We start from the raw sequence: 25,006 nt of genomic DNA, 5'->3' as shown, positions 1-25,006 counted from the left end.
AGGTGACATGACCGACCACGCCCGACCCCTCGTGTTCCCCGCCGACTTCCTCTGGGGCGCGGCCACCGCCGCCTACCAGATCGAGGGCGCCGCCGGGGAGGACGGCCGCACCCCGTCCATCTGGGACACCTTCAGCCGGACGCCCGGCAAGGTCCGCAACGGCGACACCGGTGACATCGCGACCGACCACTACCACCGGTTCCGCGAGGACATCGCGCTGATGGCCGAACTCGGCCTGCCCGCCTACCGCTTCTCGATCGCCTGGCCGCGCGTCCAGCCCGGCGGCAGCGGCCCGGTCAACAAGGCCGGGCTCGACTTCTACGACCGGCTGGTCGACGGGCTGCTGGAGCACGGCATCACCCCGGTGGCCACGCTCTACCACTGGGACCTGCCGCAGGAGCTGGAGACCCCGGCCGGTGGCGGCCCCGCCGCGGGCGGCGGCTGGACCGACCGGTCGACCGCCCGGCGCTTCGCCGAGTACGCGGCCCTGGCCGCCGCCCGGCTGGGCGACCGCGTCGACTCCTGGACCACCCTGAACGAGCCGTGGTGCAGCGCCTTCCTCGGCTACGGCAGCGGCGTCCACGCCCCCGGCCGCACCGACCCGGCCGCCGCCCTCACCGCCCACCACCACCTGCTGCTCGCCCACGGCCTCGCCGTCGGCGCGCTGCGCGCCGAACTCCCGGCCACGGCCCGGGTCTCGCTCACCCTCAACCTGGCGGCCGTGCGCCCGCACCGCGACGACCCGGCCGACCGCGAGGCCGCCCGGCGGATCGACGGGCTGGCCAACCGGATCTTCCTCGACCCGGTGTTCCACGGCCGCTACCCGGCCGACGTGCTCGCCGACACCGCCGGCGTCACCGACTGGTCCTTCGTCCGCGACGGCGACCTCGCCGAGATCTCCCGCCCCCTCGACGCGCTCGGCATCAACTACTACACCCCGACGGTGGTCGCCGCCGACGACCCGGCCGACCCGGCCCCGCGCCAGGACGGCCACGGCGGCGAGCGCTCCCCCTGGCCCGCCGACCACGGCATCCGCTTCCTGCCGGCCGAGGGCGAGCGCACCGCGATGGGGTGGCCGGTCGACGCCGAGGGCCTGTACGAGCTGCTCACCCGGCTCCGCGACGAGCTGCCCGGCCTGCCCCTGCTGATCACCGAGAACGGCGCCGCCTACGACGACTACGGCGACCCCTCGGGCGCGGTGCGCGACCCCGAGCGGATCGCCTATCTGCGGTCCCACCTGGCCGCCGTCCACCGCGCGATCGCCGCCGGCGCGCCCGTGCGCGGCTACTTCCTCTGGTCCCTGCTGGACAACTTCGAGTGGGCGTACGGCTACGGCAAGCGGTTCGGCATCGTCCACGTGGACTTCCCCTCCCAGCGCCGCACGCCCAAGGACAGCGCCCGCTGGTACGCGGAGGTGGTCCGCACCGGCGAGCTCCGCGCGGCCGACCCGCCGGCCTGAGCCCCGCCCGCCGTCCTGGGTCCGCCGTGACCCGGCGCCGGTGACCCCGGCGCCAGCGCCGGGAATGCGGTCCCGGACGGTGGTGGTTGCCGCTGAGGTGACTACTGCCGCGCCTGCGATCCGCCTCTCGGTGCTCGACCGTTCCCGGACGAGACGGGGGGAGGAGCCCGCGCGGGCGCTGCGGGACACGGTGGCGTTCGCCCGGCACGCCGAGCGGCTCGGCTACCACCGGTTCTGGGTGTCGGAGCACCACGGCGTCCCCGGCGTGGCCGGGTCGGCGCCCACCGTGCTCGCCGCGGCGGTGGCCTCGGCCACCGACCGGATCCGGGTCGGCACGGGCGGCGTGATGCTCCCCAACCACCAGCCGCTGGTCGTGGCCGAGCAGTTCGGGGTGCTCGCCGCGCTCTTCCCCGGCCGGATCGACATGGGGCTGGGCCGCTCCGTGGCCTTCACCGACGGCGTCCGGCGGGCGCTCGGCCGGGACAAGGACGCCGCAGACCGCTTCGGCGAGCAACTGGCCGAGCTGCTCGGCTACTTCGACGGGTCGGGGCGCACCCACCGGGACGTCCACGCCCGCCCCGCTGAGGGCCTGGACGTCCCGGCCTTCGTCCTGGCCACCGGCGCGGGCGCGGACATCGCCGCCGAGGCCGGGCTGCCGCTGGTCATCGGGGCCGTCCGCGGCGAGGACCGGATGCTGGCCGCGATCGACCGCTACCGCGCCCGGTTCCGCCCCTCCGCACAGGCGGCCCGGCCGTACGTGGTGGTCTCCGGCACGGTGGCGGTCGCCGGAACGGCCGAAGAGGCCGAGCGGCTGCTGGTCGCCGAGGCCTGGGCGAGCGCCCACGCCCGGACCCACGGCGAGTTCCCGCCGCTGGCCCCCGCCGAGGAGGTGCTCGGCCGGGAGATGGGCCCGCGCGAGCGCGCGGCCTACCAGCAGTCGCTGCGCGGCCACATCGCCGGGACCCCGCCGCAGGCCGCCGCTGAGCTCGCCGCGCTGGTGGCCCGCACCGGGGCCGACGAGTTCCTCGTCACCACCAGCACGTACGACCGCGCGGCGCTGTTCGACTCCTACCGCCTGCTCGCCGAGGCGGTCCGCCCGCGCTGACCGGCGCTCCGCCGGGGAGGCGGCCTCACCCCGGACCGGTCAGTGCTGGACGGTGACGGCCTCGACCCGGCTGAAGTCGGCGGCGGCCAGGTCCTCGTCGCGGATGACGTAGTAGAGCGGGCACCCGGTGAACTCCGGGCGGCCCGCCGCGAGCAGGATGCGCTCCGGACCGCGGCCGCGCGGCGGCACCACGTACTGGTCCGTCTCCGGATCGGGGCCGAGCAGCACCATCCAGGCACCGTGCCGCGGCGCGACGTCCAGGGCGGCGGACGGCAGCGCGGTCAGCCGGTCCACCGCCTCCTCCGGGAGGTCGACCGGGGGATCGTCGTGGAACCGCACGGCCTGCGCCAGCATGGCCTTGCCGGCGGCGTACAGCGGCGCGGGCGGCCCGGTGAACTCCCACGGCGGGGCGCCCCAGCCCGCCTCGGGATCGGCGAACGCCGGATCGGAGGCCACGTCGTAGGGCGCGGTGCCGTCGGCGGTGGCGTCCGGGAAGTGCAGCACGGTGACGGCGTCCCGGCCGCCGAAGCCGTCGTGGCCGGGGAAGAAGAAGTAGAGCAGGCCGCGGGGCGGCAGCAGGTGGTTGGCGTCCGCCGGCGCGACCTCCGCCAGGTCGATCTGGGCGACGAAGCAGTCCGGCAGCGCGTCCGGCCCCGGCTCCGCCCCCGGCCAGACGAAGCCGGGCGGCACGGCCGGTACGCCGCCGCACCGGGAGAACGGCTCCGGCCCCCGGTGGCCGGCGGGGCGCGGGCCCAGGGCGATGCCGTGCTCGGCCAGCCCCATCAGCTCAGCCTCCCAGGGTCCGAGGCCGGCGTCGCCGATCAGCCGTCGAAGCGTCCGGCCGTCGTCGGCGGTCACAGGATTGGGGCGCGTCATGGCGCCACTCTAGAAGCAGCCGCCGACAGCCGGGGTCGGGGCCCGGCCCCGACTTCGGGGGCCGGGTCGGCCCAGGCCGGCGGGGTGGCCGACAATGGCAGCGTGAACGACATGGACTACCAGCTGCTCCTCCAGGAGGCGATGGAGGCGGCCCGGCGGGCGCCCGCCCGGGGGCGGGTCGCCGATTACATCCCGGCCCTCGCCCAGGCCGACCCGACGGCCTTCGGGATGGCCATCGCCACCGTGGACGGCGCGGTGTTCGGCGCCGGGGACTGGGAGCACCCGTTCTCGATCCAGTCGGTGTCGAAGCTGTTCACCCTGGCCCTGGCGCTGGCGGACGGCGGCGACGAGCTGTGGCGCGGGGTCGGCCGCGAGCCGTCCGGCAACCCGTTCAACTCGCTGGTCCAGCTGGAGTCCGAGAACGGCATCCCGCGCAACCCCTTCATCAACGCCGGCGCGCTGGTCGTCACCGACCGGCTGCTGAAGCTGACCGGCGACGCCGTCGGCGCGGTCCGGGACTTCCTGCGCGTGGAGTCCGGCAACCCGGCCGTCGCGGTGGACGACTCGGTGGCGTCCTCCGAGGCCCAGCACGGCCACCGCAACGCCGCGATGGCGCACTTCATGGCCAGCTACGGCAACCTGCGCAACCCGGTCGACAGCGTGCTCGCGCACTACTACGCGCACTGCGCGATCGAGGCGAGCTGCCGGGACCTCGCGCTGGCCGGGCTCTTCCTCGCCCGGCACGGGACCCGCGCCGACGGCTCGCGGCTGCTGTCGCGCAGCGAGGCCAAGCGGATCAACGCGGTGCTGCTCACCTGCGGCACCTACGACGCGGCAGGGGAGTTCGCCTACCGGGTGGGGCTGCCGGGCAAGAGCGGGGTCGGCGGCGGCGTGCTGGCGGTGCTGCCGGGCCGGGGCACGGTCTGCGTCTGGGGCCCGGGCCTGGACGCGGCCGGGAACTCGGTGCTGGGGGTCGCGGCCCTGGACGCGCTGACGACGGCCACGGGCTGGTCCGTCTTCTGACGCCGGGCACGCCGGGCACGCCGGGCACGCCGGGCACGCCGGATCCGGTCGCACCGCCGGATCCCGCCGTGGCGCCGGATCCGTGCGCGTCGGCGGATCCGTGCGCGTCGGCGGCCGGAGTGAACGATCGGCCCCCGGGAGCGCCCGGTCCTGTGGTACTGATCGACGGGTACCGGTCACCGGGGGAGCGGCCGCCCGCTCGCCCGCCCAGCAGGGAGGAAGCCCCAGCATGGCGCCGCGCACCACCTCGCCCTCCCCGCCGCCCGCCCACGGCGCGCCTGACGGCCCGTCCGCGAACGCCCCGACCGGCCCCGGCGGTTCGTCGCCGCGGCCGTGGGACGAGGTGGTCGCCCTGGCGAGCGACCTGATCAGGTTCGACACCACCAACACCGCGGACGCGGGCGGGGTGGGCACCGAACGCCCGGCGGCCGAGTACGTGGCGGCCAAGCTGGCCGAGGTCGGCTACGACGTCACCTACGTCGAGGCCGGCGCCCCGGGCCGGGGCAACGTCGTCGTCCGGCTGCCCGGGGCGGACCGGGAGCGCGGCGCCCTGCTGATCCACGGCCACCTGGACGTCGTCCCGGCGGACCCGGCCGAATGGCGCGTGCACCCGTTCTCGGGGGAGGTCGCCGACGGCTACCTGTGGGGCCGGGGCGCGGTCGACATGAAGGGCATGGTGGCCATGATGCTGGCCGTGGCCCGCGGTCACCGGCGCGACGGCGTCCTGCCGCCGCGCGACCTGGTCTTCGCCTTCGTCTCCGACGAGGAGGCGGGCGGCTTCCAGGGCGCCCGGTGGCTGGTCGACCACCGGCCGGAACTCTTCGAGGGCGTGACCGAGGCGGTCGGCGAGGTCGGCGGATTCTCCGTCAGCTTCGGTGACGCCACCCGGGCCTACCTGATCGGGACGGCGGAGAAGGGGGCGGTCTGGCTGCGCCTCAAGGCGCGGGGCACGGCCGGCCACGCCTCGCTGCTGCACGACGACAACCCGATCGCCAGGCTCGCCGCCGCCGTCACCCGGCTGGAGTCGCACCGGTTCCCCGTCGTCCTCACCCCCGCGGTGCGCGAACTGCTCGAAGGGGCCGCGGAGATCACCGGGGTGCCGTTCGACGAGAGCGACCCCGAGGCGGCGCTGGCCCGGTTCGGGCACGCGGCCCGGCTGATCGGGGCCAGCCTGCGCGACACCGCCAACACCACCCGCTTCGATGCCGGCCACAAGGCCAACGTGGTGCCCTCCACCGCCCGCGCGGAGATCGACGCGCGGGTGATCCCGGGCCGGGAGGAGGCTTTCCGGGCCGAGGTCGCCGCGCTCCTGGGGCCCGGCATCGAGCAGGAGTGGAACAGCCTGCCGGCCGTCGAGACCGCCTTCGAGGGCCAACTGGTCGACGCCATGGCGCTGTCGCTGGCGGCCGAGGACCCGGGCTCCCGGGTGCTGCCCTACATGCTGTCCGCCGCCACCGACGCCAAGTCGTTCCAGCGCCTGGGCATCCGCACCTTCGGCTTCGCCCCGCTCCGGCTGCCCCCGGGACTGGACTTCGCCGCGCTGTTCCACGGGGTCGACGAACGGGTCCCGGTGGAGGCCCTGGAGTTCGGCACGCGCGTCCTGGACCGCTTCCTGCGCCACTGCTGACGCCGGGCGCCCGGGCGGTCCCTCAGGCCGGCGGCGCGGCGGCGAGCCGCTCGGTCAGCGCCGTCAGGGCCGGTCCGAGCGGGAGGTCGACCAGGACGTCGGCGCGGTCGTCGCCGCGCGTCGGGCCCTGGTTCACGATCGCGACGGGCTTCCCGGCCCGGGCGGCGTGCCGCACGAAGCGCAGGCCGGACATGACCGCCAGCGACGAGCCGAGGACGAGCAGCCCGCGCGCCCCGTCGACCAGGTCGAAACAGTGCCGGACGCGCGGCGTGGGCACGCTCTCGCCGAAGAAGACCACATCGGGCTTGAGGATCCCGCCGCACGCCCCGCAGGCCACCACCCGGAAGGACGCCACCAGGGCGTCGGGCAGCTCGACGTCCCCGTCGGCGTTGCGCAGGGCGCCGTCCTCCGGGAAGGCGCCGTTCAGGGCGCGCAGGCGCCGGTCGAGGTCCTCCCGTGCGCTGCCCCGCCCGCAGCCGAGGCAGACCACCCGGTCGAGCCCGCCGTGCAGTTCCACCGCGTCCACGGTGCCGGCCGCCCGGTGCAGGCCGTCCACGTTCTGGGTGATCACCGCCGACACCAGGCCGCGGCGGCGCAGCTCCTCGACGGCCAGGTGCCCGGCGTTGGGGCGGGCCCCGGCGATCGAGCGCCACCCGGCGTGGCTGCGCGCCCAGTAGCGGCGCCGGGCCTCGGGACTCCCGACGAACTCCTGGTAGGTCATCGGCGTCCGGCGGCGCAGGCTACCGGTGGGGCCCCGGTAGTCGGGGATGCCCGACTCGGTGGACAGCCCCGCGCCGGTCAGCACCGCCACGCTCCGGCCGGCCAGTAGCCGGGCGACCTCGCCCAGGGCGTCGTCCGTCGGGTCGGCCGCGCCGACCGCCGGCGGCTCGGGCAGCGGATCCAGGGGCATGCCCACAGCCTAGCGACGCGGCCGGTGCGGTGCGGGGGGACACCACCGCACCGCCCCGGCCGGCCGGGTCAGTGCCCGGGGGTGGGGACGGCCGCCACGTCGGCGCGCAGCGCCGGCAGGTCCGCGTACATCGTGCCGCCGGGGCAGTCGGTGGCCAGCCAGTCGCGGTGGCCGCTGATCATCTCGACCGGCTTGGTCACGCCGTTGACCGGGTTCACGAAGGTGACGTGCGCCTGGGGGTCCAGGTTGTGCGCGCGGGTCAGCACGGCGAGCAGCGCGGTCAGCGACGTGCGGGCGGGGGCGGTCGGCGCCTGGCTGCTGAGGGTGCCCAGCAGGGCGATGCCGATGTTGCCCGAGTTGAAGCCGGCGGTGTGGAAGGCCGTCACGGCGTTCCCGGCCGCGTCGTGCGCCGGGATGCCGTCGTCGCCCGACCAGCGGCCCTCGTAGATCCGTCCGGCCTCGTCGATCAGGAAGTGGTAGCCGATGTCGCCCCAGTCGTTGGTGATCGCGTGGTACTCGTAGATCGCCCGCACGGTGGCCGCCGGGTCCGGGTCGGCGTTGGCGGTGTCGGTGTGGTGCACCGTCAGGGTCTGCAGCGGGTAGTACTTCGCGGGGGAGTTCTCCACGCCGTTCTTGAAGCGCTTGGACTCGTCGGCGCCCCAGGCCGCGCGGGAGAGGTACTCGACCCCGCAGAAGGTGACGGGCGTCGTCGGGGCGAGCGAGACCGTGCGGGCCGGGCCGTGCACGGTGTCGATGGCGGCGGAGCGGACGTTGGCGGCCCCGTCGGGCAGGCGCAGGTCGTAGCCGGGCGCGCCGTCGGCGGCGATCAGCGCGGTGGCGGTCCCGACCGTGCGGTCGGCGCCGTCCGGGCCGCCCGCGCAGCCGGCGGGCAGCGGCTGCCACGCCCCGCGGGTCGCGTCGTCGCGGTGCAGCCGGATGGCGGCGCCGCGGGCGGGGCCGTCCCAGCTGACGCCGACGTAGCGGATCGGGAAGTCCGCCCGCACGGTGGTGGCCTCGCGGCCCACCGCGGACAGCGCCCGGGTCTCGGGGACGCGGGCCGTCCGGGCAGCGAGCGGCTGGGCCCCACCCGCGCCGGTGCCCGCGGCGTTGCCGGCGCCGGTGCCGCTGCCGGCGGCGGCCGACGCGGCGGGGGTGACGGCGAGCGCGGCGGCGGTGGCACCGATCGCCGTGACGAGGGTGCGCCGGGTGACGGCGGGCTTCGGGTGGGGCATGGGCGGTCCTGTCTCGGGCGTGTGCGGGAACGGAGGGCCCGAGGATCGGCCCCGGATGCAGCGCCCCCCGCTGACAGAAGTTCAGTCAATGCCGAATGTACACAATTGACCGTGTCCATCCTGACGATCCGGGGTGATCTTTGCCCGAAAGTGCAGGTCGGACCGGGGATCGGCGGCCGGGGGCAGCCGCGCCGACCGCCGATCCCCGGCCCGCTCCCCGTGCCGTCGAGGCGGCCCCGGCCCTCTCGACCGCGGCGTCGAACCGGCCTGTCATGAGGTCCCCTCCGACGGGCCGCACGGGTGACGTCCCGTCACCGTCACGGGCGGGAAGGCGCGATGACGCCGGACGCGGCCTTGCATAGACTCGGTCGCCATTCGTCCGGGCGAGTCCAGGAGAGTCAGCGCATGACCAACCCGTCCCCCAGTTCCGCCGTCGGCACCTCGGCCACGCCCCTGCTGGACGACACCATCGGCGCGAGCCTCGACCGCGCGGTCCGCGCCTTTCCCGGCCGGGAGGCCCTGGTCGACCTGCCGTCCGGCCGTCGGTGGACGTACCGGGAGCTGGCCGAGGAGGTGGACCGGGTCGCGCTGGGGCTGCTGACGCTCGGCGTCGGCCGGGGCGACCGGGTCGGGATCTGGGCGCCGAACTGCGCGGAGTGGGTGTTCACCCAGTACGCCACCGCGCGGATCGGCGCCGTCCTGGTGACCGTCAACCCCGGCTACCGGGCGCACGAACTGGAGTACGTCCTACGGCAGTCGGGCATCCGCACGATCGTGGCCGCGGCCGCCTTCAAGACCTCCGACTACGCGGCCATGCTGGCCGAGACCGCCCCGCGCTGCCCCGCGCTGAAGGACGTCCTGCTGATCGGCTCGCCGGCCTGGAGCGACCTGCTCGCCCGGGCCGAGCACGCCGACCGCGGCCCGCTGCACGCCGCCGCCGCGGCGCTGGGCCCGGACGACCCGATCAACATCCAGTACACCTCGGGCACCACGGGCTTCCCGAAGGGCGCGACCCTGTCGCACCGCAACATCCTCAACAACGGCTTCTTCGTGGGCGAGTTGTGCGGTTACTCGGAACACGACCGGATCTGCGTACCGGTGCCGTTCTACCACTGCTTCGGGATGGTGATGGGAAACCTCGCCGCGCTCTCGCACGGCGCCTGCGTGGTGATCCCGGCCGCCGGGTTCGAGCCCGCGACCACCCTGCGCGCGGTGGCCGCCGAGCGCTGCACCTCGCTCTACGGCGTCCCGACCATGTTCATCGCCGAACTCAACGACCCGTCCTTCGCCGAGCACGACCTCTCCAGCCTGCGCACCGGGATCATGGCCGGGTCGCCGTGCCCCACCGAGGTGATGAAGCAGGTCGTCGAGCGGATGGGCATGCGCGACGTGTCGATCTGCTACGGCATGACCGAGACCTCCCCGGTGTCCGTCCAGACCCGGACGGAGGACCCGCTGGAGCGCCGGGTCTCCACCGTCGGACGGGTCGGCCCGCACCTCGAGGTGAAGGTCGTCGACCCGCGGACCGGCCGCACCGTGCCCCGCGGCACCCCCGGCGAACTGTGCACCCGCGGCTACTCGGTGATGATCGGCTACTGGGAGCAGCCCGACCGGACCGCCGAAGTCCTGGACGCCGACGGCTGGATGCACAGCGGCGACCTCGCGGTGATGGACGAGGAGGGCTACCTCACCATCACCGGGCGGATCAAGGACATGGTCATCCGCGGCGGCGAGAACATCTACCCGCGGGAGGTCGAGGAGTTCCTGCACACCCACCCGGACGTCCTGGACGCCCAGGTCATCGGCGTCCCCGACGCCACGTACGGGGAGGAGCTGATGGCCTGGATCCGGCTGCGCCCCGGCGCCCCCGAGCTGACCGCCGAGGGGCTGCGCGCCTTCTGCGCCGGCCGGATCGCGCACTACAAGATCCCGCGCTTCGTGCACCTCGTCGACGAGTTCCCGATGACCGTCACCGGAAAGATCCGGAAGGTCGAGATGCGCGAGCAGGCCGTCGCCCTGCTGAACCTCGCCGCGGCGGCCGCCGAGGGGCACGCCTGACGGACCCTCGGCCCGGATCGGACGGATGTCCGCCCCAAGGGTGTGGAGCGGCGCGTCCGGGGCAGCCGGGGTGCGAGGACGCGCCGCCCGGGACGGTCCGGGCGGCACCGAGCGGAAGGAATCCGGCATGAGCGACACGAGCGACATCGACATCTGGGCGTTCCGGTCGACCTCCGGCCACGTCGCCGACGGCGATCTGCTCGGCTTTCACGTGGAGGCGACCGACGGGCCGATCGGCAAGGTCGACCGGCACTCGCCGGAGGCCGGCTCGCAGTACCTCGTCGTCGACACCGGCCCGTGGATCTTCGGCCGCCAGGTCCTGCTGCCGGCGGGCACGGTGCTGCGCGTCGAGCAGGACGAGAAGAAGGTCTACGTCGACCGGACGAAGGACGAGATCAAGAACGGCCCGACGTTCGAGCCGATCGGGTACGACGAGGACATCGCCTACCTGGAGACCTTCGGCGCCTACTACGGCCCGTACTACGGCGGGCGGTACTGAGCGCTCCACCGCGCCGCACGCCCACCCGTCGCCATCCCGGACGAACCGCACGACACGTCTCGGTACCACCCGACACCACCCGACAACACTCCGAAGGGACGGAGTCAGCGCCATGACGAACATCGCACATCTGCCCGGGGCCCTCGACCACCGGTGGGACTGGCAGCGGCACGGTGCCTGCCGGTCCGCCGACAGCGGTCTCTTCTTCCACCCGGTCGGCGAACGCGGCGAGGCCCACGACTCGCGTGAGAGCGCCGCGAAGGAGGTCTGCGCCGGCTGCCCCGTACGGCGCGAGTGCCTGCGCTACGCCCTGGAGGCGCACGAGCGGTACGGGGTCTGGGGCGGCCTCGGCGAGGGCGATCGCCTGCGCCTGAGGCGTCAGGCCCGGAAGGTGCGCCGGTAGGCGCCCGGCGGCACGCCGATCGCGGAGTGCAGGTGCTGGCGCAGGGACGCGCCGGTGCCGAAGCCCACCCGCTCGGCGATCCGGTTGACCGGTAGGTCGCTGCTCTCCAGCAGGTGCCTGGCCAGGTCGACGCGCTGCTGGGTGAGCCACTGGCCTGGGCTCAGCCCGACCTCGGCCCGGAAGCGCCGGGTGAAGGTGCGCCGGCTCATGCCCGCGTGGCCGGCGAGGTCGGTCAGCTGGAGCGGCTCGTGCAGCCGGTCGAGGGCCCACGCCCGGGTTGCGGACGTCCCGGCGTCCGTGCTCTCCGGGACCGGCCGTTGCACGTACTGGGCCTGGCCCCCCTCGCGCTGCGGCGGGACGACGCAGCACCGGGCGACCAGATTGGCGACGGCGCTCCCGTGGTCGGAGCGGATCAGGTGCAGGATCAGGTCGATGCCGGCCGCGGCGCCGGCCGAGGTGAGGATCCGCCCGGTGTCGACGAACAGGACGTCGGGGGCGAGGTCGACCTCCGGGTAGAACCGCCGGAACCGGTCGGCGTGCCGCCAGTGGGTGGCGGCGGCCCGGCCGTCGAGCAGACCGGCCGCGGCGAGCACGAAGGTGGCGATGCAGATCCCGGCGATCCGTGCGTCGGGGCGCAGCAGCGCCAGTGCCTCGGCGACGCGCGGCGGCAGGGAGTCCCGGTCGACGATGCCGGCGAACTCCTCGGAGGCCGGGATCACCAGCGTGTCGGCGCCGGCGAGCGCGCTGCGGTCGTGTTCGACGCTGATGGAGAAGTCGGCGGAGGTACGGACGGGCCGGCCGTCGAGCGAGCAGGTGACCACCTCGTAGAGGGGCCGGCCCTCGGTGTCCGTGGCGGCTCCGAAGAGCCGGGAGGCGAGGCTCAGCTCGAACGGGATGACTCCGTCCAGGGCCAGGACGACGATGCGGTGCATGGCCCAATTCTTGCACAGCATGACCTTCGGGCCGCTATCCGCGCTGGTCGGGGCCGGAGCATCCTGGATGCATGAGCACCATGAAAGCCATCACCCAGTACACCTACGGCGGCAGTGACGTCCTGCGCGAGGTCGAGACCGAGCGCCCGGAGCCCGGTCCGTCGGAGGTCCTCGTCCGCGTCCGGGCCGCGGGCATGAACCCCACCGACTGGAAGCACCGCCAGAACCCCGGTTTCCTCGACCGCCTCCCGCTGGTCCTCGGCTGGGACGTCTCCGGCGTCGTCGAGGCGGTCGGCCCGGGCGTGACGATCCACCGCCCCGGCGACGAGGTCTTCGGGATGCTGCCCTACCCCTACGGCGTCGGCGCGTTCGCCGAGTACGCGGTGGCCCCGGCCCGCGCGCTGGTCCGCAAGCCGGCCGGGGTCGACCACGTCCAGGCGGGCGCGATCCCGCTGGCGGCGCTGACCGCCTGGCAGGTGCTGGTCGACGCGGCGGGCGTCCGGCCCGGCGAGCGCGTCCTGATCCACGCGGCGGCGGGCGGCGTCGGCCACCTCGCCGTGCAGATCGCCAAGACCCGCGGCGCGTACGTGATCGGCACGGCCAGCGCCCCCAAGCACGCGCTGCTGCGCGAACTGGGCGCCGACGAGCTGATCGACTACCGCACGGAGGACTTCACCCGGATCGCCCCGGTCGACCTCGTCCTGGACACCATCGGCGGCGACACCGCGATCCGCTCGCTGGACACCCTGAAGCCGGGCGGCCGGCTGATCAGCATCGCGCTCGGAGCGCTGCCCGCCGACCTCGCCGAGCTGGCCGCGGCCCGGGGCGTCGAGGCCGTCCCGCTGCTGGTCGAGGCCGACCAGGCCGGTATGCGGGCGATCGCCGGGCTGGTCGAGGCGGGTGAGCTGCGGGCCGTCGTGGAGGCCGTCTTCCCGCTCGCCGACGCCGCCAAGGGGCACGACCTGGGTGACACCGGCCGGGTCACCGGGAAGGTCGTGCTGACCGTCGGCGAGTAGCGCCCGTACGCACCGCCGCCCGTACGCACCGCCGGCCGTACGCACCGCCGCCCGGCCCGCCCCGACGTGTCGGGGCGGGCCGGGCGGGCGGCCATCGCGCCGCCTCGCCGCCGGTGAGGCGCCCCTGTGAGAGGCTCGCCCCATGGAACAGCGTGTACTCGGCCGCACCGGCCGACCCGTCTCCGTCGTGGGACTCGGTACCTGGCAGCTCGGCGCGGACTGGGGGGACGTCCGCGAGGAGGACGCGCTCGACGTCCTGGACACCTCCGTCGAGGCCGGCGTCACCCTCTTCGACACCGCCGACGTCTACGGCGACGGCCGCAGCGAGCAGCTGATCGGCCGCTACCTGAAGGGCCGCCCGGACGCCGGGGTCTTCGTCGCCACCAAGTTCGGCCGCCGGGCCGAGCAGCGCCCGGAGCACTACAACCTCGCCAACTTCCGTGCCTGGTCCGACCGTTCCCGCTCCAACCTGGGCGTGGACCGGCTCGACCTGGTGCAGCTGCACTGCCCGCCGACGCCGGTCTACTCCGACGACGAGGTGTACGACGCCCTGGACACCCTGGTCGCCGAGGAGCGGATCGCCGCCTACGGCGTCAGCGTGGAGACCTGCGCGCAGGCCCTGACCGCGATCGCCCGGCCCGGTGCCGCGAGCGTCCAGATCATCCTGAACGCCTTCCGGCTGAAGCCGCTGGAGCTGGTCCTGCCCGCCGCCGCGGCCGCCGGGGTGGGCATCCTGGCCCGCGTGCCGCTCGCCTCGGGGCTGCTCTCCGGCCGCTACACCGCGCGGACCGCGTTCGCCGCGGACGACCACCGCACCTACAACCGGCACGGCGAGGCCTTCGACCAGGGAGAGACCTTCTCCGGCGTCGACTTCGCGACCGGCGTCGAGGCGGCGGCGGAGTTCGCCGCACTCGCGCCCGGGGAGGCGACCCCGGCGCAGACCGCACTGCGCTGGATCATCCAGCAGCCGGGCGTCACGGCGGTGATCCCCGGTGCGCGCAACCCCGAGCAGGCCCGGGCGAACGCCGCCGCGGCCGACCTCCCGCCGCTGCCCGGGGCGACCCTCGCCGCCGTCCGGGACCTCTACGACCGCCGGATCCGCGCCCAGGTCCACGAGCGCTGGTGACCTCCCGCCGGTGAGGCGTGTGCCACCCGACCGGGCGGCACACGCCTGCGCGGGAGCCGCGCCTCAGCGGGCCTCCAGGCCCTCCAGCATCGCCGGCAGGTCCCGACTGTGCACGACCCCGAGGCTCTTCGTCGCGCGGGTGAGGGCGACATAGAGGTCGTTCCCGCCGCGGGAGTGCGCCGCGAGGATCTCGTCGGGCTCCACGACGAGGACGGCGTCGAACTCCAGCCCCTTGGACTGCGCCGCCGTCATCAGGACGACCGGCGAGTCCAGCGACGCCGGGCCGTCGGCACGCGCCACACCGGCCAGCCCGGCCAGCTCGTCGACCAGCTCGACCGGGAAGCCGGGGGCGTGCAGGATCGCCATCCGGCGGCCGTCCAGCTCCGCGATCTCCCGCTCGACGACGGCGCGCAGGGCCGCGCCCCGGTTCTCCTCGGGGATCCGCAGGCTCCACGGAACGGTCCCGCCGGCGCGCACCGCGGTCGGGGCGGTGAGCGCCGGGTCGACCGCCCGCAGGACGCCCTCGGTGACCCGCATGATCTCGGCCGGGGTCCGGTAGTTGATGGTGAGTTCCACCGTGCGCCAGCGCCCGGCGGTGTACTCGTCGAGCGCCTCGCCCCAGGAGTTCAGCCCGGCCGGGGCGCCGGTCTGGGCCAGGTCGCCCACGATCGTCATGGACCGGCCGGGGCAGCGGCGGGTCAGCAGCCGCCAGGCCATCGGGGAGAGCTCCTGCGCCTCGTCCACGATGATGTGCCCGAAGCCCCAGGTCCGGTCCTCGGCCGCGCGCTCGGAGAGCGGCCGGAACTCGCCCTCGCCCTGGTACTGGCGCGTCAGCAGCTCCGCGTCGATCTCGGCCAGCCCCGCGCCGAAGTCCTCCAGGACGACCTTGGCGAACTCCAGCCGCTCGGCCTCGGCGGCGGCGTCGGCCCGGCGGGTGACGGCGCTGCCCGGCAGCGGGCCGAGGAGTTCGGCGGCCTCGTCGAGCAGCGGCACGTCGTCGGTGGTCCAGGGAGCGGCCGACTCGTCCGGACCGGGCCGCTCGCGCAGCAGGGCGGCGCGCTCGGCCTCGGAGAAGTCCGGCATGGCGTCCGCGAGCAGCTGCGGGGAGGCGAACAGCGCGGTGAGCAGTTGCTCCGGACCGAGCCGCGGCCACAGCTTCTCGGCCAGGGCCTGGAAGTCGCGCTCGACGACGAGCGCGTCGGCGAGGTCCACCACGTCGTCCAGCGCCATCTCACCGCCCCGGTCCCTGGCGATCCGCAGGGCCAGCTCGGAGGAGAGCCGCTCCACCAGGGCGGCCCGGGCCGCGTTGTGGGGCTCGCCGGTCCGGTGCGCGGCGGCGTGCGCCCGCTCGCAGAGCGCCCGGCCGATCACGAGCTCCTCCTGGTGCGGCGAGCTGCGGCCGACGGTGATGGTCCAGGGCTCCTCTTCCTCCGGGAGCTGCCGCAGGCCCTCCAGCGCGGTGGCGAGCACCCGCGCCATCCGGGCGTCGCCCTTCACGGCGGCGGCCTCCGGCGTCTCGGTGTCCGTCCCGGTCACGCCCGGGTAGAGGGCGCCGATGCTGCTCAGCACGACCTCGCTCTCGCCGAGCGCGGGGAGCACCTGGTCGATGTAGCGCAGGAACGTCCTGTTCGGCCCGATGACCAGCACACCGCGCTTGGCCAGGCGGTCGCGGTGGGTGTAGAGGAGGTACGCGGCGCGGTGCAGGGCGACCACGGTCTTGCCGGTGCCCGGGCCGCCCTGGACGACCAGCACGCCGCTCAGCTCGGAGCGGATCACCCGGTCCTGCTCGGCCTGGATGGTCGAGACGATGTCCCCCATCCGGCCGGTCCGGGCCGCGGTCAGCGAGGCGAGCAGGGCGCTCTCCCCGCTGAGGCCGGAGCCGTCCCGGCCCTCCAGGGCGCCCATGGCGAAGGCGTCGTCGTCGAAGTCGACGACGGTCCGCCCCTTGGTCCGCAGGTGCCGTCGCCCCGTCACCCCGCCGGGCGCGGCCGGCGTCGCGCGGTAGAACGGCTCCGCGGCCGACGCCCGCCAGTCGGTGAGCAGCGGCTCGTGGTCGTCGTCCGCGAGGGCGATCCGGCCGATGTACTGCCGCTCGCCGTCGGCGGTGTCGAGCCGGCCGAAGCAGAGCCCGTACTCCGCGGCGTACAGCTCCGCCAGTCGGCGGGTGTGGTGGAGCTCCATGGTGTCGCGCTCCAGGCGGGACTGGAGCGTGCCGCCCTGCTCCTGGCGGTGGACCGCGCGCAGCCGGGCCGTCGCGAGTTCGCGCCGGCTCTCCAGCCGGTCGTAGAGCCGGCCGACGTAGGCGTTCTCCGCCCGCAGCTCCCGGGCCCGCCAGTCGTCGGAGGGCAGGGCGGCGCCCGGGCCCGCCCCGGTCCCGGCTCCGGCATCGACACCGGCGGGACGTTCGGACGAGGACGACGACGTGGGGACCATGGCCAGCTCCATTGACTCAGGGGTCCTCGACCGACCGGGCGACCGAGGGTGGCGGTGCGAGGACCGCCGTGTGCGACACGGGAAGGCCCGGGGCCGGGGCCTGCGCTCGGCCGGCGGCCCGGGACGGGGACACTCAGGATAATGATCTTGGGAAACGGCGGACCCGGAAGCCGGTGCCGCCGAGCGCCGCGGGGGCGCGAACCCGGGCCGCTGCGCCTCCATATCCGCAGGTCCCGGCCTCGGCGGACAATTTTGCGGTACGACGGGGGCCTTGCCGCAAGCCCCCCGGTGCGCTATAAGTTGGGAGTGGAAAGGAGTGGGTCGACCTCCTTCCCGTTCATCGTCCGCAGTGGTCGGACACCCCCGTACGAAGCGCGGTGAGCCCGCGTCCGTCCGTGCCGTCCGTTGCCGCCGCGCCGGTGCCGCGCCCGTTCGGACGGGTCGGCCGGGGGCATGCCGGAGTCCCCGGAGCCTCTCACACTCCGCGGCGCGGGTGGGCGGCCCCGGCCTGCCGCCGGGCACCGCGGGCGGCCCCGGGATGCCGCCGGTGCGGCGGAGCCCGGTACCAGAGGCCTCCGCGCCCCGCCCATAGGTTGGCTCTATGAGGTCATAGCTCCGGACCCCCTACGCCAGTGCAGACTGCAGAGGTTTGCTACGAACGTCCGTCTGCCGCTCGCCCGTCCGGAGGAACGCCCGCCATGTCCCGCCCGATCCGCATCGCGATCGTCGGAGCCGGCCCCGCCGGCATCTACGCCGCAGACGCCCTGCTCAAGTCCGACGCCGCCCAGGCCCCGGGCGTCTCCATCGACCTGTTCGAGCGGATGCCCGCGCCGTTCGGCCTGATCCGCTACGGCGTCGCCCCCGACCACCCCCGGATCAAGGGCATCGTCACCGCGCTGCACCAGGTCCTGGAGAAGCCCGGCATACGCCTGTTCGGCAACGTCGACTACCCGAACGACCTCACCCTGGACGACCTGCACCGCTTCTACGACGCGGCGGTCTTCGCCACCGGTGCGACGGCCGACCGGGCACTCGACATCCCCGGCGTCGGCCTGGACGGCTCCTACGGCGCCGCCGACTTCGTCTCCTGGTACGACGGGCACCCCGACGTCCCCCGGACGTGGCCGCTGGAGGCCCGCAAGGTCGCCGTGCTCGGCGCGGGCAACGTGGCGCTCGACGTGGCCCGCATCCTCGCCAAGACCGCCGACGAACTGCTCTCCACCGAGATCCCGCCGAACGTCCACGCCGGCCTGACGGCCAACCAGGCGCTGGAGGTGCACGTCTTCGGCCGACGCGGCCCGGCCCAGGCCAAGTTCAGCCCCATGGAGCTGCGGGAGCTCGACCACTCCCCGACCATCGAGGTCGTCGTGGACCCCGAGGACATCGAGTACGACGACGGCTCGATCGCCGAGCGTCGCGCCAGCAAGCACGCCGACATGGTCGCCTCCACCATCGAGAACTGGGCCATCCGCGACGTCGGCGACCGCCCGCACCGCGTCCACCTGCACTTCTTCGAGTCGCCCGTCGAGGTGATCGGCGAGGACGGCCGGGTGAGCGGCCTGCGCACCGAGCGCACCGAACTCGACGGCACCGGCAACGTCCGGGGCACCGGCCGGTTCACCGACTGGGACGTCCAGGCCGTCTACCGCGCCATCGGCTACTACTCCGACGAGCTGCCGAAGGTGCCCTTCGACCCGATCAGCGGCACCGTCCCCAACGAGGCCGGCCGCGTCCTGACCGCCGACGGCTCCCACCTCGCCGCCACCTACGTGACCGGCTGGATCAAGCGCGGCCCCGTCGGTCTGATCGGCCACACCAAGGGCGACGCCAACGAGACCGTCGCCTGCCTGCTGGCCGACCACGCCGCCGGCCGCCTCCCCGGCGCCGTCGCGCCCGAGCCCGACGCGGTGGTGGCCCACCTGCGCGGCCAGGGCGTCCGCTTCACCACCTGGGACGGCTGGAAGGAGCTCGACGCGCACGAGCGCGCCCTCGGCGCGGCCGAGGGCCGCGACCGCGTCAAGGTCGTCGACCGCGAGGAGATGCTCCGCCACAGCGGCGCCTGACGCCCCGCCCGGGGCCGGCATGCCCGGGGGTGCCGGCCCCGGCGCACATGTTCCTGGCCCCGGCGGACCGCCGGACTCGACGGCGGCGGGACCGCGGGCGGGTGCGGCGCCGCGCAAGCGTCGACCTTCGGACCGGGCGGCGGGACCCGGCATCCGGGTCAGCCGGTCGGGGTGGAGAGCGCGGCCGTGAAATGGGCGGGCAGGCTGCCGGCGGTGAGGGCGGCGGCCAGGTCCTTGGCCTCGTCCTCGGTGAAGGTGCCGCTGATCACGGCCGATCCGCCGGTGATCGCCTCGGCGACGTAGGGGGCCGAGAGGACCGTGCCGTCCACCGTGACGGCCATCTGGTTGGCGGGCTCCGGCTGCGGGGCGATCCTGCCGGTGAGGGCGGCGAAGGCGGTGCCGCCCTGCGGGGTGAAGTCCACCTGGACCTGCCAGCGGCCCACGGTCTGGCTGTCGAGCACTGCCGAGGCCTTCGCGACGTCGCTGCCCTGGAGGGCGGCCGGGGCCAGCGCGTACTTCATCACCACCGGGGCCGCCTTGGTGGCGGTGCCGCAGATCGCCACGGTGGTGCCCGGATCGACGGCGGCGGGGAGGGCGGCGGCCGGTGCGCCGCAGCTCAGCGCGGCGAACCCGGCGGCGAGTTCGGGCGGCACCGTGCCGGTCGGGGCGACCTCCGCCGCGCCGGGAGTCGTAGCAGCGCCCGCCGCCACGGCCAGGACCGGGCGGAAGTCCAGCGCGGCCCGGCGGCCGAGCGCCGCGAGGCGGTCCCCGGCGACCTGTCCGGCGACCGAGAGCCGCAGCGCGGCGGCCGCCGGCTCGACCCGGGCGTCCGGCAGGCCGCGCGCCTCGGCGCGCTTGCGCAGCAGTTCGGCCGCCTGCTTCAGCTGCCCCTCGTCCAACGGGTGGTCGGGGGTGTAGACGGCGACGGTCCGGCCGGTGGGTGTGGCGGTCGACGGGGCGGGCGGCGGACCGGGCCGGGAGTCGCCGCCGGAGGAACACGCGGTGACGGCCGCCCCGGCGAGCAGGAGCGCGGCCGCCGAGAGGAACGCGCGGGAGCGGTGCCGGACCGTCGCGGAGGTGGTTGCCATGGCGTCAGTCTGCCAGCACGGCCGACGCGCCGGGGGCGAACGGCCGGGCGGGCAAAAGGCGTTCCGCTCCGCCGTGCCCGACCGCTGGTCGCGCCGGACCTCCGGGACCCCGGTCGGCCCCGGTCAGCCCGTGCGGTAGGAGAGCACGAAGTCGTCGAAGGCGTGCCGGCCGGGGCGGGCGGCCGCCTCATCCAGGGCGCGCCGGATGTCGTGGAGCTGGGCGACCGTCATCTGCAGCGGGGGCTCGTCGGGTTGGTAGGTGTACCGGATCGGGTAGTCCACCCCCGGCCGGTCGGTCATCTCGATGTGGCAGCCGAGCACGTGGCTGACCGGGTGGTCGGCGGCGAAGGCGATCAGCCGGTCGATCGTCGCGACGTAGGCGTCCCAGTCGGCGATGTAGAGCCGCCCCGGGTAGACGGTGTCACCGGTGAGCAGGAAGCCGGTGAACGGGTCGTAGTAGGTGATGGCGGCCTCGTGGTGGCCGGGACTGGTCAGACAGGTCAGCGTCCGCCCGCCGAGGTCGAGCCGGGCCGGGAGGTCGGGATCGTCGCCCAGCCCGAGGAACGCCCGGACGGTGTCGGCGGCCGCGTCCACCACGACGGTGTCGGGCCGGTCGGCGAACTGCGCGTCCCCCGCGACGTGGTCGCCGTGGCCGTGACTGTGCAGGACGAGCAGCCGGTAGCCGGTGCGGGGGTGGCGGGCGAGCCACCGCGCGACCAGCTCGTCGACCACGCGGCGGAGCGGGAAGAGCTCGGGGGACGCGGTGGCGCCGGTGTCGATCAGTACCGCCCGCTCGCTGCCGAAGAGCAGGAAGAGGAACGGCGCCTCGTAGTTCACGGCCATGTTCTGCCGGAGGATCACGGTGTGCTCGTCGTAGTGGTGGACCTGGAGCTCCGGGTCGGTGTTGTGCTTCGCCGACTCCGAGCCGTGGATCCAGCGCACGTCCAGGGAGCGCCCGGCGGCGTGCTCGGCCAGGTTCGAGAAGTCGATCGGGGCCGGAGAGCGGACCGGGGCCGGGGGGCCGGCCGGGTCCGTGCAGGCGGTCGGGTGCGGGCCGGAGGTCATGCGGTCTCCCGTCGGTGTCGTTCGCACCGGCCGGGTGCGCCACCCGCCCCCGTCCGGCGTCGGCTCGACCGGGAGCCGCCCTCGCGAACCTAGCAGTCGCCCCCGGCCCCGGGAGCCGGGCGGGCCCGGTCAGAAATCGTCGGCGCCGTTGCGCAGCTCGTACGTCCAGTAGCCGGTGGCCCAGGCCGCCGGGTCGACGGCGATGCCGCCGTTGCCGGGGGCCTTGACGGTGGCCGGGCCGCTGCCGCCGTCGAGGGCGACGGAGAAGGCGGTCACCGGCTCGTTGTTCTCGTGCACGCCGCCGTCGGACAGCTTCACGAGGGCGTAGGCCGGGGCGCCGGCGGTGAGGACGACGGGCGCGGCGGGCCTGCTCTTGGCCACGGCGGGCACGTTCTCGCGGTGGCTCTCCAGGAACCGGATCCGGGGGTACTCGCTGAGCCGGCAGCTGTGGCCGGAGGTGTTCTTCGCGGTCAGGACGAGGTGCGTGTAGGGCGGGCCGTCCTGGAGGGCGGCGCTGATGGCGACATCCTTGACGGCGCAGAGCGGCGCGGACGCCGCCGCCGGATCGGCGGGTGCCTGCGTGGCACCGGTCGGCCGCGTGGAGGGGGTGCTCGTCCCGGCACCGGCACCGGTGCCGGTCTTGGCGCCGGAGGGGGCGGCGGTGTTCGGCGCGGTGCCGGCAGCGGTGCCGGCGGAGGTGGGGGTGGCCCCGGTGGCGGCGGGCGTGGACTGCGCGGCCGTCGTGGGCGCCGGTGCGGCGGCGGTCCCGCTGTCCGCGGGATTCCCGCCGCAGGCGGTGAGGACGAGGGCGAGCGCGGCGGCGCCCGTCGCGGCCAGGGCGGTGGTGCGTCGGCGGTGAGTGGTGCGCATGGGAGGCCCCCGGTGTCTGTGGTGCGGTGCGGAACCCGGTCTGCCGGGTCTGGGCTCGACCTTGGCCCGGGGGCCGTTCCCGCCGCCAGGGCCTGCCGCTGATTCGGGACGCTGGAACGTTCTTCGGCCTCTGACCTGCGCGAACGCGGCGGCCTGGAACGGCCGCGCGGAACGGCCGGGTCGGGCGGAGCGGCTCGGGCGGGGGAGGAGGAGGATCGGCGCCGGCCGGGAGAAATACCCCCTCGGGTATATTCGGGAGGGCGGCCGGTCGGGCCGCCCCGAAGAAGAAGGAGGGCGCCATGTGTCGACGCGTCGTCTGTCGGTCCTGTGGAAAGCCGGGCTACGCCGGGTGCGGCATGCACGTGGACCAGGTGCTGGCCGGGGTACCCCGGGCCGACCGCTGCGCATGCGGGAAGGACGGCGGCCGGGCCGCCGGAGGCTGGCTGGGCAAGCTGTTCGGCCGCCGCTGACCGGCCCGGCGGGGCGCGGCCGAAGGGGCGAGGCTCGGCCGCGACCGGTGGAGCCGTGGGGTGCGGTGGGGAGTCGCGGTTAGGGGGTGCGGAGCGGGAGGGTGCGGAGGTGGCCGCCGAGGTTCCCGTCGTCGGTGCCGAGCACGGTGTCGCTGGTGTCGGGCAGGCACTCCACGCCCTCGACCTTGCGCCCAGGGAAGGGCGCCAGGACGGTCGGCGAGGTGCGCCGGCGCGGCGGGCGTCGCCGCGCTCCTCGCCGGGTAGGGGATCCCGGGGGTGAGTCCATGCGGGGTGCGGCGGGGGCGTCGTTCGTGGTGGTGTCGGGGGTCTGCTGGCTGGTGCCCGCGGTGCTGAGCGCCTGGGGGATCCTCGAACTGCGGGACCACGGCCCGGCGCTGGTGGCCGCGGGCTGCTTCGCGGCGGTCGTGCTGGGCTGCGTGGCCGCCGTGGTCCGGTTGGCCAAGGGGAACGCGGAGCGGACGGCGGCCGCCCTGTTCGGCGTGCTGGCCTCCTGGATCGGCCTCCTCGTCTGCGGGTTCGGGATGCAGGAGCAGCAGCTGCTGCACGACCGGGGGGTCACCTCCGAGGCCGAAGTGGTCCGGACGGTCGTCGGCTCGGACCCGATGGCCGGTCAGGGGCCGTCCGTGACCGGGGTCGACGTCCGGCTGGCGGACGGGACCGAGGTCACCGGCATCGGGACCGGGGGCAGGCGCGTCGCGCTCGGTGACCGGCTCCAGTTGACCGTGGACCCGCGAGGCACCGTCGACCCCCGCCTCGGCCCGCGCCCCGATCCGGCGGACCGCACGGTGGCCGTCGTCCTGCTGGTCGTGATGGCCGGGCTCGCCCTGTTCGGGGGTGCCTCGATGGCCGACGAGCTCTGAACCGACGAGCTCTGGGCCGACGAGCTCTGGGCCGACGAGCTCTGGGCCGATGAGCTCTGGGCCGGCCGGGTCGGCCCGGGGGGATCGGCGGAATCAGCGGGGGGCCGGCCCGATCTCGGTCGACCCGCCGGCGCACGGGGGAGCGGCGCGCCGGCACTCCCGGGGCGGGCAGTCCGCGACGGGTGCGGCGGCCGGCTCGTGGCGGGTGAGCAGGGACCAGAGCACCCAGCCGGTGACCCCGGTGCGGGTGACCGCGACCTGGCCCCAGCGGGTGCCGAGCGGGGAGGTCCAGGTGTCCAGGACCTCGACCCGGTCGCCGCAGTGCGTCAGGCCGAGCACCGTGTCGTTGACCGAGTGGTCGCGGCGGACGTTGGCGGCGCCCGCCGCGACCTCCCAGCCGGTGCGGCCGTTCTCGGGCGGCCGGGCCACGGGGTCCGCGTCGGCCGGCCGGTCGCCGCCGGCGGCCACCGCCGGGAGGACCAGGATCGTCAGGGACAGGACCGCCGAAGCGGTCCGTCCGATCAGGCGCACCGGGACCCCGGTGGATCGGTCTGTGTGGGCATGTACGGCAGAACGAGCGGGCGATGCGTGTGCGGACCGTTTCCGCCGCGCGCCACCCGGACGGCGGCCGCCGACTCGGTCGATCGGGTGGCGTCCCGTGTCCCGGCCCGGCGGGGGTCCGGGGGTCCGGGGGCGCAGCAGGCCCGGTGGGCCGGGGTGCCGGGGGCCGGTCAGCCCCGCGGTCGCCGGCCGACCCGCAGGGCCCACAGGATCAGCGGCACCTGGAGCGGCAGCCGGGCCACGGCGAGGGCCGGCAGCGGGGCCGGCCGGTGCCGCCAGTCGTAGGCCATCTTCACGTTGGCCGGGAACACGGCGGCGAAGAGGCCCGCCGCGGCCAGGGCGCCGACCCGCCGGGTGCGCGGTACGGCGACCGCCGCGCCGATGGCGAGTTCGGCGACGCCGCTCGCGTACGTCCAGCCCCGCCGGCTGCCCGGGAGCCGCTTGGGCACGATCGCCTCGAACGGGCGGGGCGCGGCGAAGTGCAGCACCCCGGCGCCGAGCAGCAGACCGCTCAGGAGCCGGGTGGAGAGTCTCGATCGCTTCACGGTCACTCCTCGGACGATGTGGTGCCCCGGGCGCGGCCGGCGGGGCGTGCCGGGGGCCGCGCCCGGCCATGGTTACCGAACAGTAGCGTCCCGTCGTCCTGGCGGGAAGGCGCCCCCGGGACCGCCGGTGTGCCACGCGCCGTCCGCGAGGAGGGTCATTGACAGGCGGTGCCGTGGCTCGGTTCAATCCGGAGCGCAGGATGACGGGCGGTGCTGGTTCGGCCACCTGCCGGGCCCTCGGGGAAGGCGGGACGTCGTGGACGCGGACACCGGAGCGGCCCCGGCCGGGGAGTCGGCGATCGACGCGCTGTACGCCCGGGACCGGGCCTGCCACGCACTGGGCATCACCCTCGCCGAGGTGTCCGCCGGACGGGCGCTGATGCGCATGCGGGTCGGCCCGGACATGGTGAACGGCCACGGGACGGCGCACGGCGGCTTCCTGTTCCTGTTTGCCGACGCGGCGTTCTCCTACGCGTGCAACAGCCACGGCCCGGTGACCGTGGCCCAGGCCGCGCAGGTGACCTTCCTGGCCCCGGCCGAGGCCGGCGACGAGCTGGTCGCGGAGGCGGTGGAGCGGGCCCGCGCCGGGCGGCAGGGGATCTACGACGTGACCGTCCGGCAGGCGACGGGCAAGGTCGTCGCGGAGTTCCGCGGGCAGAGCGTCGTCATCGCCGGTCGGCCACCGGCGGGCTGACCGGCCCGCCCGGCGGCCCACCAGCGACAGACCGGCGGCCCCGCCCGCGGCGCTCAGTCCTGGGGCCGCC

Annotated in this window: 22 protein-coding genes; 12 read left to right on the top strand and 10 right to left on the bottom strand. The window is 75.4% G+C overall.

The annotated features are described in order from the left end of the window. Positions 1 to 7: 7 nt before the first annotated feature. Together ACIF6L_RS15350 and ACIF6L_RS15345 are read left to right on the top strand one after the other, a co-directional pair. Positions 8 to 1,459: a GH1 family beta-glucosidase gene (locus ACIF6L_RS15350; protein ID WP_329491467.1), complete on the top strand. Its 1,452-nt coding sequence runs from the start codon at positions 8 to 10 to the stop codon at positions 1,457 to 1,459. Positions 1,460 to 1,556: 97 nt separating this feature from the next. Further along, the gene (locus tag ACIF6L_RS15345; RefSeq protein WP_329491468.1) at positions 1,557 to 2,564 is read left to right on the top strand and encodes an LLM class flavin-dependent oxidoreductase; all 1,008 of its coding nucleotides are present in this window, start codon (positions 1,557 to 1,559) and stop codon (positions 2,562 to 2,564) included. A 39-nt stretch (positions 2,565 to 2,603) separates the two neighbouring features. On the opposite strand, the gene ACIF6L_RS15340 is transcribed toward ACIF6L_RS15345, so the two are convergent. Next, on the bottom strand, positions 2,604 to 3,440 hold the full coding sequence (locus tag ACIF6L_RS15340; RefSeq protein ID WP_396487334.1) for a DUF1963 domain-containing protein: 837 nt from the start codon (positions 3,438 to 3,440) through the stop codon (positions 2,604 to 2,606). 111 nt (positions 3,441 to 3,551) lie between these two features. Here ACIF6L_RS15340 and ACIF6L_RS15335 point away from each other — a divergent pair, with 111 nt between their 5' ends. Both ACIF6L_RS15335 and ACIF6L_RS15330 read left to right on the top strand, forming a co-directional pair. Then, positions 3,552 to 4,463, top strand: a complete 912-nt coding sequence (locus ACIF6L_RS15335) for a glutaminase (RefSeq protein WP_359804889.1) — start codon at positions 3,552 to 3,554, stop codon at positions 4,461 to 4,463. A gap of 229 nt (positions 4,464 to 4,692) precedes the next feature. Next, a complete protein-coding gene (locus ACIF6L_RS15330) occupies positions 4,693 to 6,090 on the top strand; it encodes a M20/M25/M40 family metallo-hydrolase (RefSeq protein WP_396487332.1) in 1,398 nt (465 codons plus the stop codon). A gap of 22 nt (positions 6,091 to 6,112) precedes the next feature. Here the strand turns inward: ACIF6L_RS15330 and ACIF6L_RS15325 are convergent, their stop codons facing one another. Both ACIF6L_RS15325 and ACIF6L_RS15320 read right to left on the bottom strand, forming a co-directional pair. After that, entirely contained in the window at positions 6,113 to 7,000 is an 888-nt protein-coding gene (locus ACIF6L_RS15325) for an NAD-dependent protein deacetylase (protein ID WP_396487330.1), read from the bottom strand. Positions 7,001 to 7,068: 68 nt separating this feature from the next. Then, positions 7,069 to 8,232, bottom strand: coding sequence for a peptidoglycan recognition family protein (locus tag ACIF6L_RS15320; protein WP_396487328.1), 1,164 nt, complete (start codon positions 8,230 to 8,232; stop codon positions 7,069 to 7,071). Between the two features lie 405 nt (positions 8,233 to 8,637). Between ACIF6L_RS15320 and ACIF6L_RS15315 the strand changes: the two genes are divergently transcribed. The 3 genes from ACIF6L_RS15315 (at position 8,638) to ACIF6L_RS15305 (ending at position 11,192) form a co-directional block, all read left to right on the top strand. Beyond that, positions 8,638 to 10,290 carry an AMP-binding protein gene (locus tag ACIF6L_RS15315; protein ID WP_396487326.1) on the top strand — a complete coding sequence of 551 codons (1,653 nt, stop codon included), beginning with the start codon at positions 8,638 to 8,640 and terminating at the stop codon, positions 10,288 to 10,290. A gap of 127 nt (positions 10,291 to 10,417) precedes the next feature. Further along, the gene (locus ACIF6L_RS15310) at positions 10,418 to 10,789 is read left to right on the top strand and encodes a PRC-barrel domain containing protein (RefSeq protein ID WP_396487324.1); all 372 of its coding nucleotides are present in this window, start codon (positions 10,418 to 10,420) and stop codon (positions 10,787 to 10,789) included. Positions 10,790 to 10,901: 112 nt separating this feature from the next. Continuing rightward, complete coding sequence (locus ACIF6L_RS15305; protein WP_329491475.1) at positions 10,902 to 11,192, top strand: WhiB family transcriptional regulator; 291 nt, start codon at positions 10,902 to 10,904, stop codon at positions 11,190 to 11,192. Here ACIF6L_RS15305 and ACIF6L_RS15300 read toward each other — a convergent pair. Then, positions 11,168 to 12,124 (bottom strand): helix-turn-helix domain-containing protein, encoded by a 957-nt coding sequence (locus tag ACIF6L_RS15300; protein ID WP_329491476.1) that lies wholly within the window; start codon positions 12,122 to 12,124, stop codon positions 11,168 to 11,170. The genes ACIF6L_RS15305 and ACIF6L_RS15300 overlap by 25 nt on opposite strands. 80 nt (positions 12,125 to 12,204) lie before the next feature. On the opposite strand from ACIF6L_RS15300, the gene ACIF6L_RS15295 reads away from it, so the two are divergent. Then, a complete protein-coding gene (locus tag ACIF6L_RS15295) occupies positions 12,205 to 13,140 on the top strand; it encodes an NADP-dependent oxidoreductase (RefSeq protein WP_396487677.1) in 936 nt (311 codons plus the stop codon). Positions 13,141 to 13,282: 142 nt separating this feature from the next. After that, entirely contained in the window at positions 13,283 to 14,266 is a 984-nt protein-coding gene (locus ACIF6L_RS15290) for an aldo/keto reductase (protein ID WP_396487321.1), read from the top strand. A gap of 63 nt (positions 14,267 to 14,329) precedes the next feature. Here ACIF6L_RS15290 and ACIF6L_RS15285 read toward each other — a convergent pair whose 3' ends face one another. Beyond that, the gene (locus tag ACIF6L_RS15285) at positions 14,330 to 16,699 is read right to left on the bottom strand and encodes a HelD family protein (RefSeq protein ID WP_396487320.1); all 2,370 of its coding nucleotides are present in this window, start codon (positions 16,697 to 16,699) and stop codon (positions 14,330 to 14,332) included. A gap of 698 nt (positions 16,700 to 17,397) precedes the next feature. Here ACIF6L_RS15285 and ACIF6L_RS15280 point away from each other — a divergent pair. Continuing rightward, positions 17,398 to 18,762, top strand: coding sequence for an FAD-dependent oxidoreductase (locus ACIF6L_RS15280; protein WP_329491479.1), 1,365 nt, complete (start codon positions 17,398 to 17,400; stop codon positions 18,760 to 18,762). Positions 18,763 to 18,920: 158 nt separating this feature from the next. Here the strand turns inward: ACIF6L_RS15280 and ACIF6L_RS15275 are convergent, their stop codons facing one another. The 3 genes from ACIF6L_RS15275 to ACIF6L_RS15265 form a co-directional block, all read right to left on the bottom strand. Then, complete coding sequence (locus ACIF6L_RS15275; protein WP_396487318.1) at positions 18,921 to 19,850, bottom strand: SecDF P1 head subdomain-containing protein; 930 nt, start codon at positions 19,848 to 19,850, stop codon at positions 18,921 to 18,923. Positions 19,851 to 19,973: 123 nt separating this feature from the next. Further along, entirely contained in the window at positions 19,974 to 20,915 is a 942-nt protein-coding gene (locus ACIF6L_RS15270) for an MBL fold metallo-hydrolase (protein ID WP_396487317.1), read from the bottom strand. Between the two features lie 129 nt (positions 20,916 to 21,044). Beyond that, positions 21,045 to 21,785, bottom strand: a complete 741-nt coding sequence (locus ACIF6L_RS15265; RefSeq protein ID WP_396487315.1) for a DUF4232 domain-containing protein — start codon at positions 21,783 to 21,785, stop codon at positions 21,045 to 21,047. A 754-nt stretch (positions 21,786 to 22,539) separates the two neighbouring features. Between ACIF6L_RS15265 and ACIF6L_RS15260 the strand changes: the two genes are divergently transcribed. Continuing rightward, a complete protein-coding gene (locus ACIF6L_RS15260) occupies positions 22,540 to 23,136 on the top strand; it encodes a hypothetical protein (protein ID WP_396487313.1) in 597 nt (198 codons plus the stop codon). Positions 23,137 to 23,229: 93 nt separating this feature from the next. Here the strand turns inward: ACIF6L_RS15260 and ACIF6L_RS15255 are convergent, their stop codons facing one another. Continuing rightward, the gene (locus tag ACIF6L_RS15255) at positions 23,230 to 23,667 is read right to left on the bottom strand and encodes a hypothetical protein (RefSeq protein ID WP_396487311.1); all 438 of its coding nucleotides are present in this window, start codon (positions 23,665 to 23,667) and stop codon (positions 23,230 to 23,232) included. 200 nt (positions 23,668 to 23,867) lie between these two features. Continuing rightward, the gene (locus tag ACIF6L_RS15250; protein WP_359804847.1) at positions 23,868 to 24,242 is read right to left on the bottom strand and encodes a MauE/DoxX family redox-associated membrane protein; all 375 of its coding nucleotides are present in this window, start codon (positions 24,240 to 24,242) and stop codon (positions 23,868 to 23,870) included. Positions 24,243 to 24,498: 256 nt separating this feature from the next. Here ACIF6L_RS15250 and paaI point away from each other — a divergent pair, with 256 nt between their 5' ends. Further along, positions 24,499 to 24,936 carry a hydroxyphenylacetyl-CoA thioesterase PaaI gene (gene paaI / locus ACIF6L_RS15245; RefSeq protein ID WP_396487309.1) on the top strand — a complete coding sequence of 146 codons (438 nt, stop codon included), beginning with the start codon at positions 24,499 to 24,501 and terminating at the stop codon, positions 24,934 to 24,936. Positions 24,937 to 25,006 lie beyond the last annotated feature (70 nt).

Source organism: Kitasatospora sp. NPDC086009, assembly GCF_044540385.1.
Classification (GTDB): domain Bacteria; phylum Actinomycetota; class Actinomycetes; order Streptomycetales; family Streptomycetaceae; genus Kitasatospora.
The sequence above is the reverse complement of the archived record's forward strand: the minus strand, read 5'-3'. Positions and strand labels throughout refer to the sequence as shown.

What these genes read in the sequence shown, in the direction of transcription:
- ACIF6L_RS15350 (WP_329491467.1), top strand. Translation starts at nt 8, where the DNA reads ATGACCGACCACGCCCGACCCCTCGTGTTCCCCGCCGACTTCCTCTGG.
- ACIF6L_RS15340 (WP_396487334.1), bottom strand. Translation starts at nt 3,440, where the DNA reads ATGACGCGCCCCAATCCTGTGACCGCCGACGACGGCCGGACGCTTCGA.
- ACIF6L_RS15335 (WP_359804889.1), top strand. Translation starts at nt 3,552, where the DNA reads ATGGACTACCAGCTGCTCCTCCAGGAGGCGATGGAGGCGGCCCGGCGG.
- ACIF6L_RS15330 (WP_396487332.1), top strand. Translation starts at nt 4,693, where the DNA reads ATGGCGCCGCGCACCACCTCGCCCTCCCCGCCGCCCGCCCACGGCGCG.
- ACIF6L_RS15325 (WP_396487330.1), bottom strand. Translation starts at nt 7,000, where the DNA reads ATGCCCCTGGATCCGCTGCCCGAGCCGCCGGCGGTCGGCGCGGCCGAC.
- ACIF6L_RS15320 (WP_396487328.1), bottom strand. Translation starts at nt 8,232, where the DNA reads ATGCCCCACCCGAAGCCCGCCGTCACCCGGCGCACCCTCGTCACGGCG.
- ACIF6L_RS15315 (WP_396487326.1), top strand. Translation starts at nt 8,638, where the DNA reads ATGACCAACCCGTCCCCCAGTTCCGCCGTCGGCACCTCGGCCACGCCC.
- ACIF6L_RS15310 (WP_396487324.1), top strand. Translation starts at nt 10,418, where the DNA reads ATGAGCGACACGAGCGACATCGACATCTGGGCGTTCCGGTCGACCTCC.
- ACIF6L_RS15305 (WP_329491475.1), top strand. Translation starts at nt 10,902, where the DNA reads ATGACGAACATCGCACATCTGCCCGGGGCCCTCGACCACCGGTGGGAC.
- ACIF6L_RS15300 (WP_329491476.1), bottom strand. Translation starts at nt 12,124, where the DNA reads ATGCACCGCATCGTCGTCCTGGCCCTGGACGGAGTCATCCCGTTCGAG.
- ACIF6L_RS15295 (WP_396487677.1), top strand. Translation starts at nt 12,205, where the DNA reads ATGAAAGCCATCACCCAGTACACCTACGGCGGCAGTGACGTCCTGCGC.
- ACIF6L_RS15290 (WP_396487321.1), top strand. Translation starts at nt 13,283, where the DNA reads ATGGAACAGCGTGTACTCGGCCGCACCGGCCGACCCGTCTCCGTCGTG.
- ACIF6L_RS15285 (WP_396487320.1), bottom strand. Translation starts at nt 16,699, where the DNA reads ATGGTCCCCACGTCGTCGTCCTCGTCCGAACGTCCCGCCGGTGTCGAT.
- ACIF6L_RS15280 (WP_329491479.1), top strand. Translation starts at nt 17,398, where the DNA reads ATGTCCCGCCCGATCCGCATCGCGATCGTCGGAGCCGGCCCCGCCGGC.
- ACIF6L_RS15275 (WP_396487318.1), bottom strand. Translation starts at nt 19,850, where the DNA reads ATGGCAACCACCTCCGCGACGGTCCGGCACCGCTCCCGCGCGTTCCTC.
- ACIF6L_RS15270 (WP_396487317.1), bottom strand. Translation starts at nt 20,915, where the DNA reads ATGACCTCCGGCCCGCACCCGACCGCCTGCACGGACCCGGCCGGCCCC.
- ACIF6L_RS15265 (WP_396487315.1), bottom strand. Translation starts at nt 21,785, where the DNA reads ATGCGCACCACTCACCGCCGACGCACCACCGCCCTGGCCGCGACGGGC.
- ACIF6L_RS15260 (WP_396487313.1), top strand. Translation starts at nt 22,540, where the DNA reads ATGCGGGGTGCGGCGGGGGCGTCGTTCGTGGTGGTGTCGGGGGTCTGC.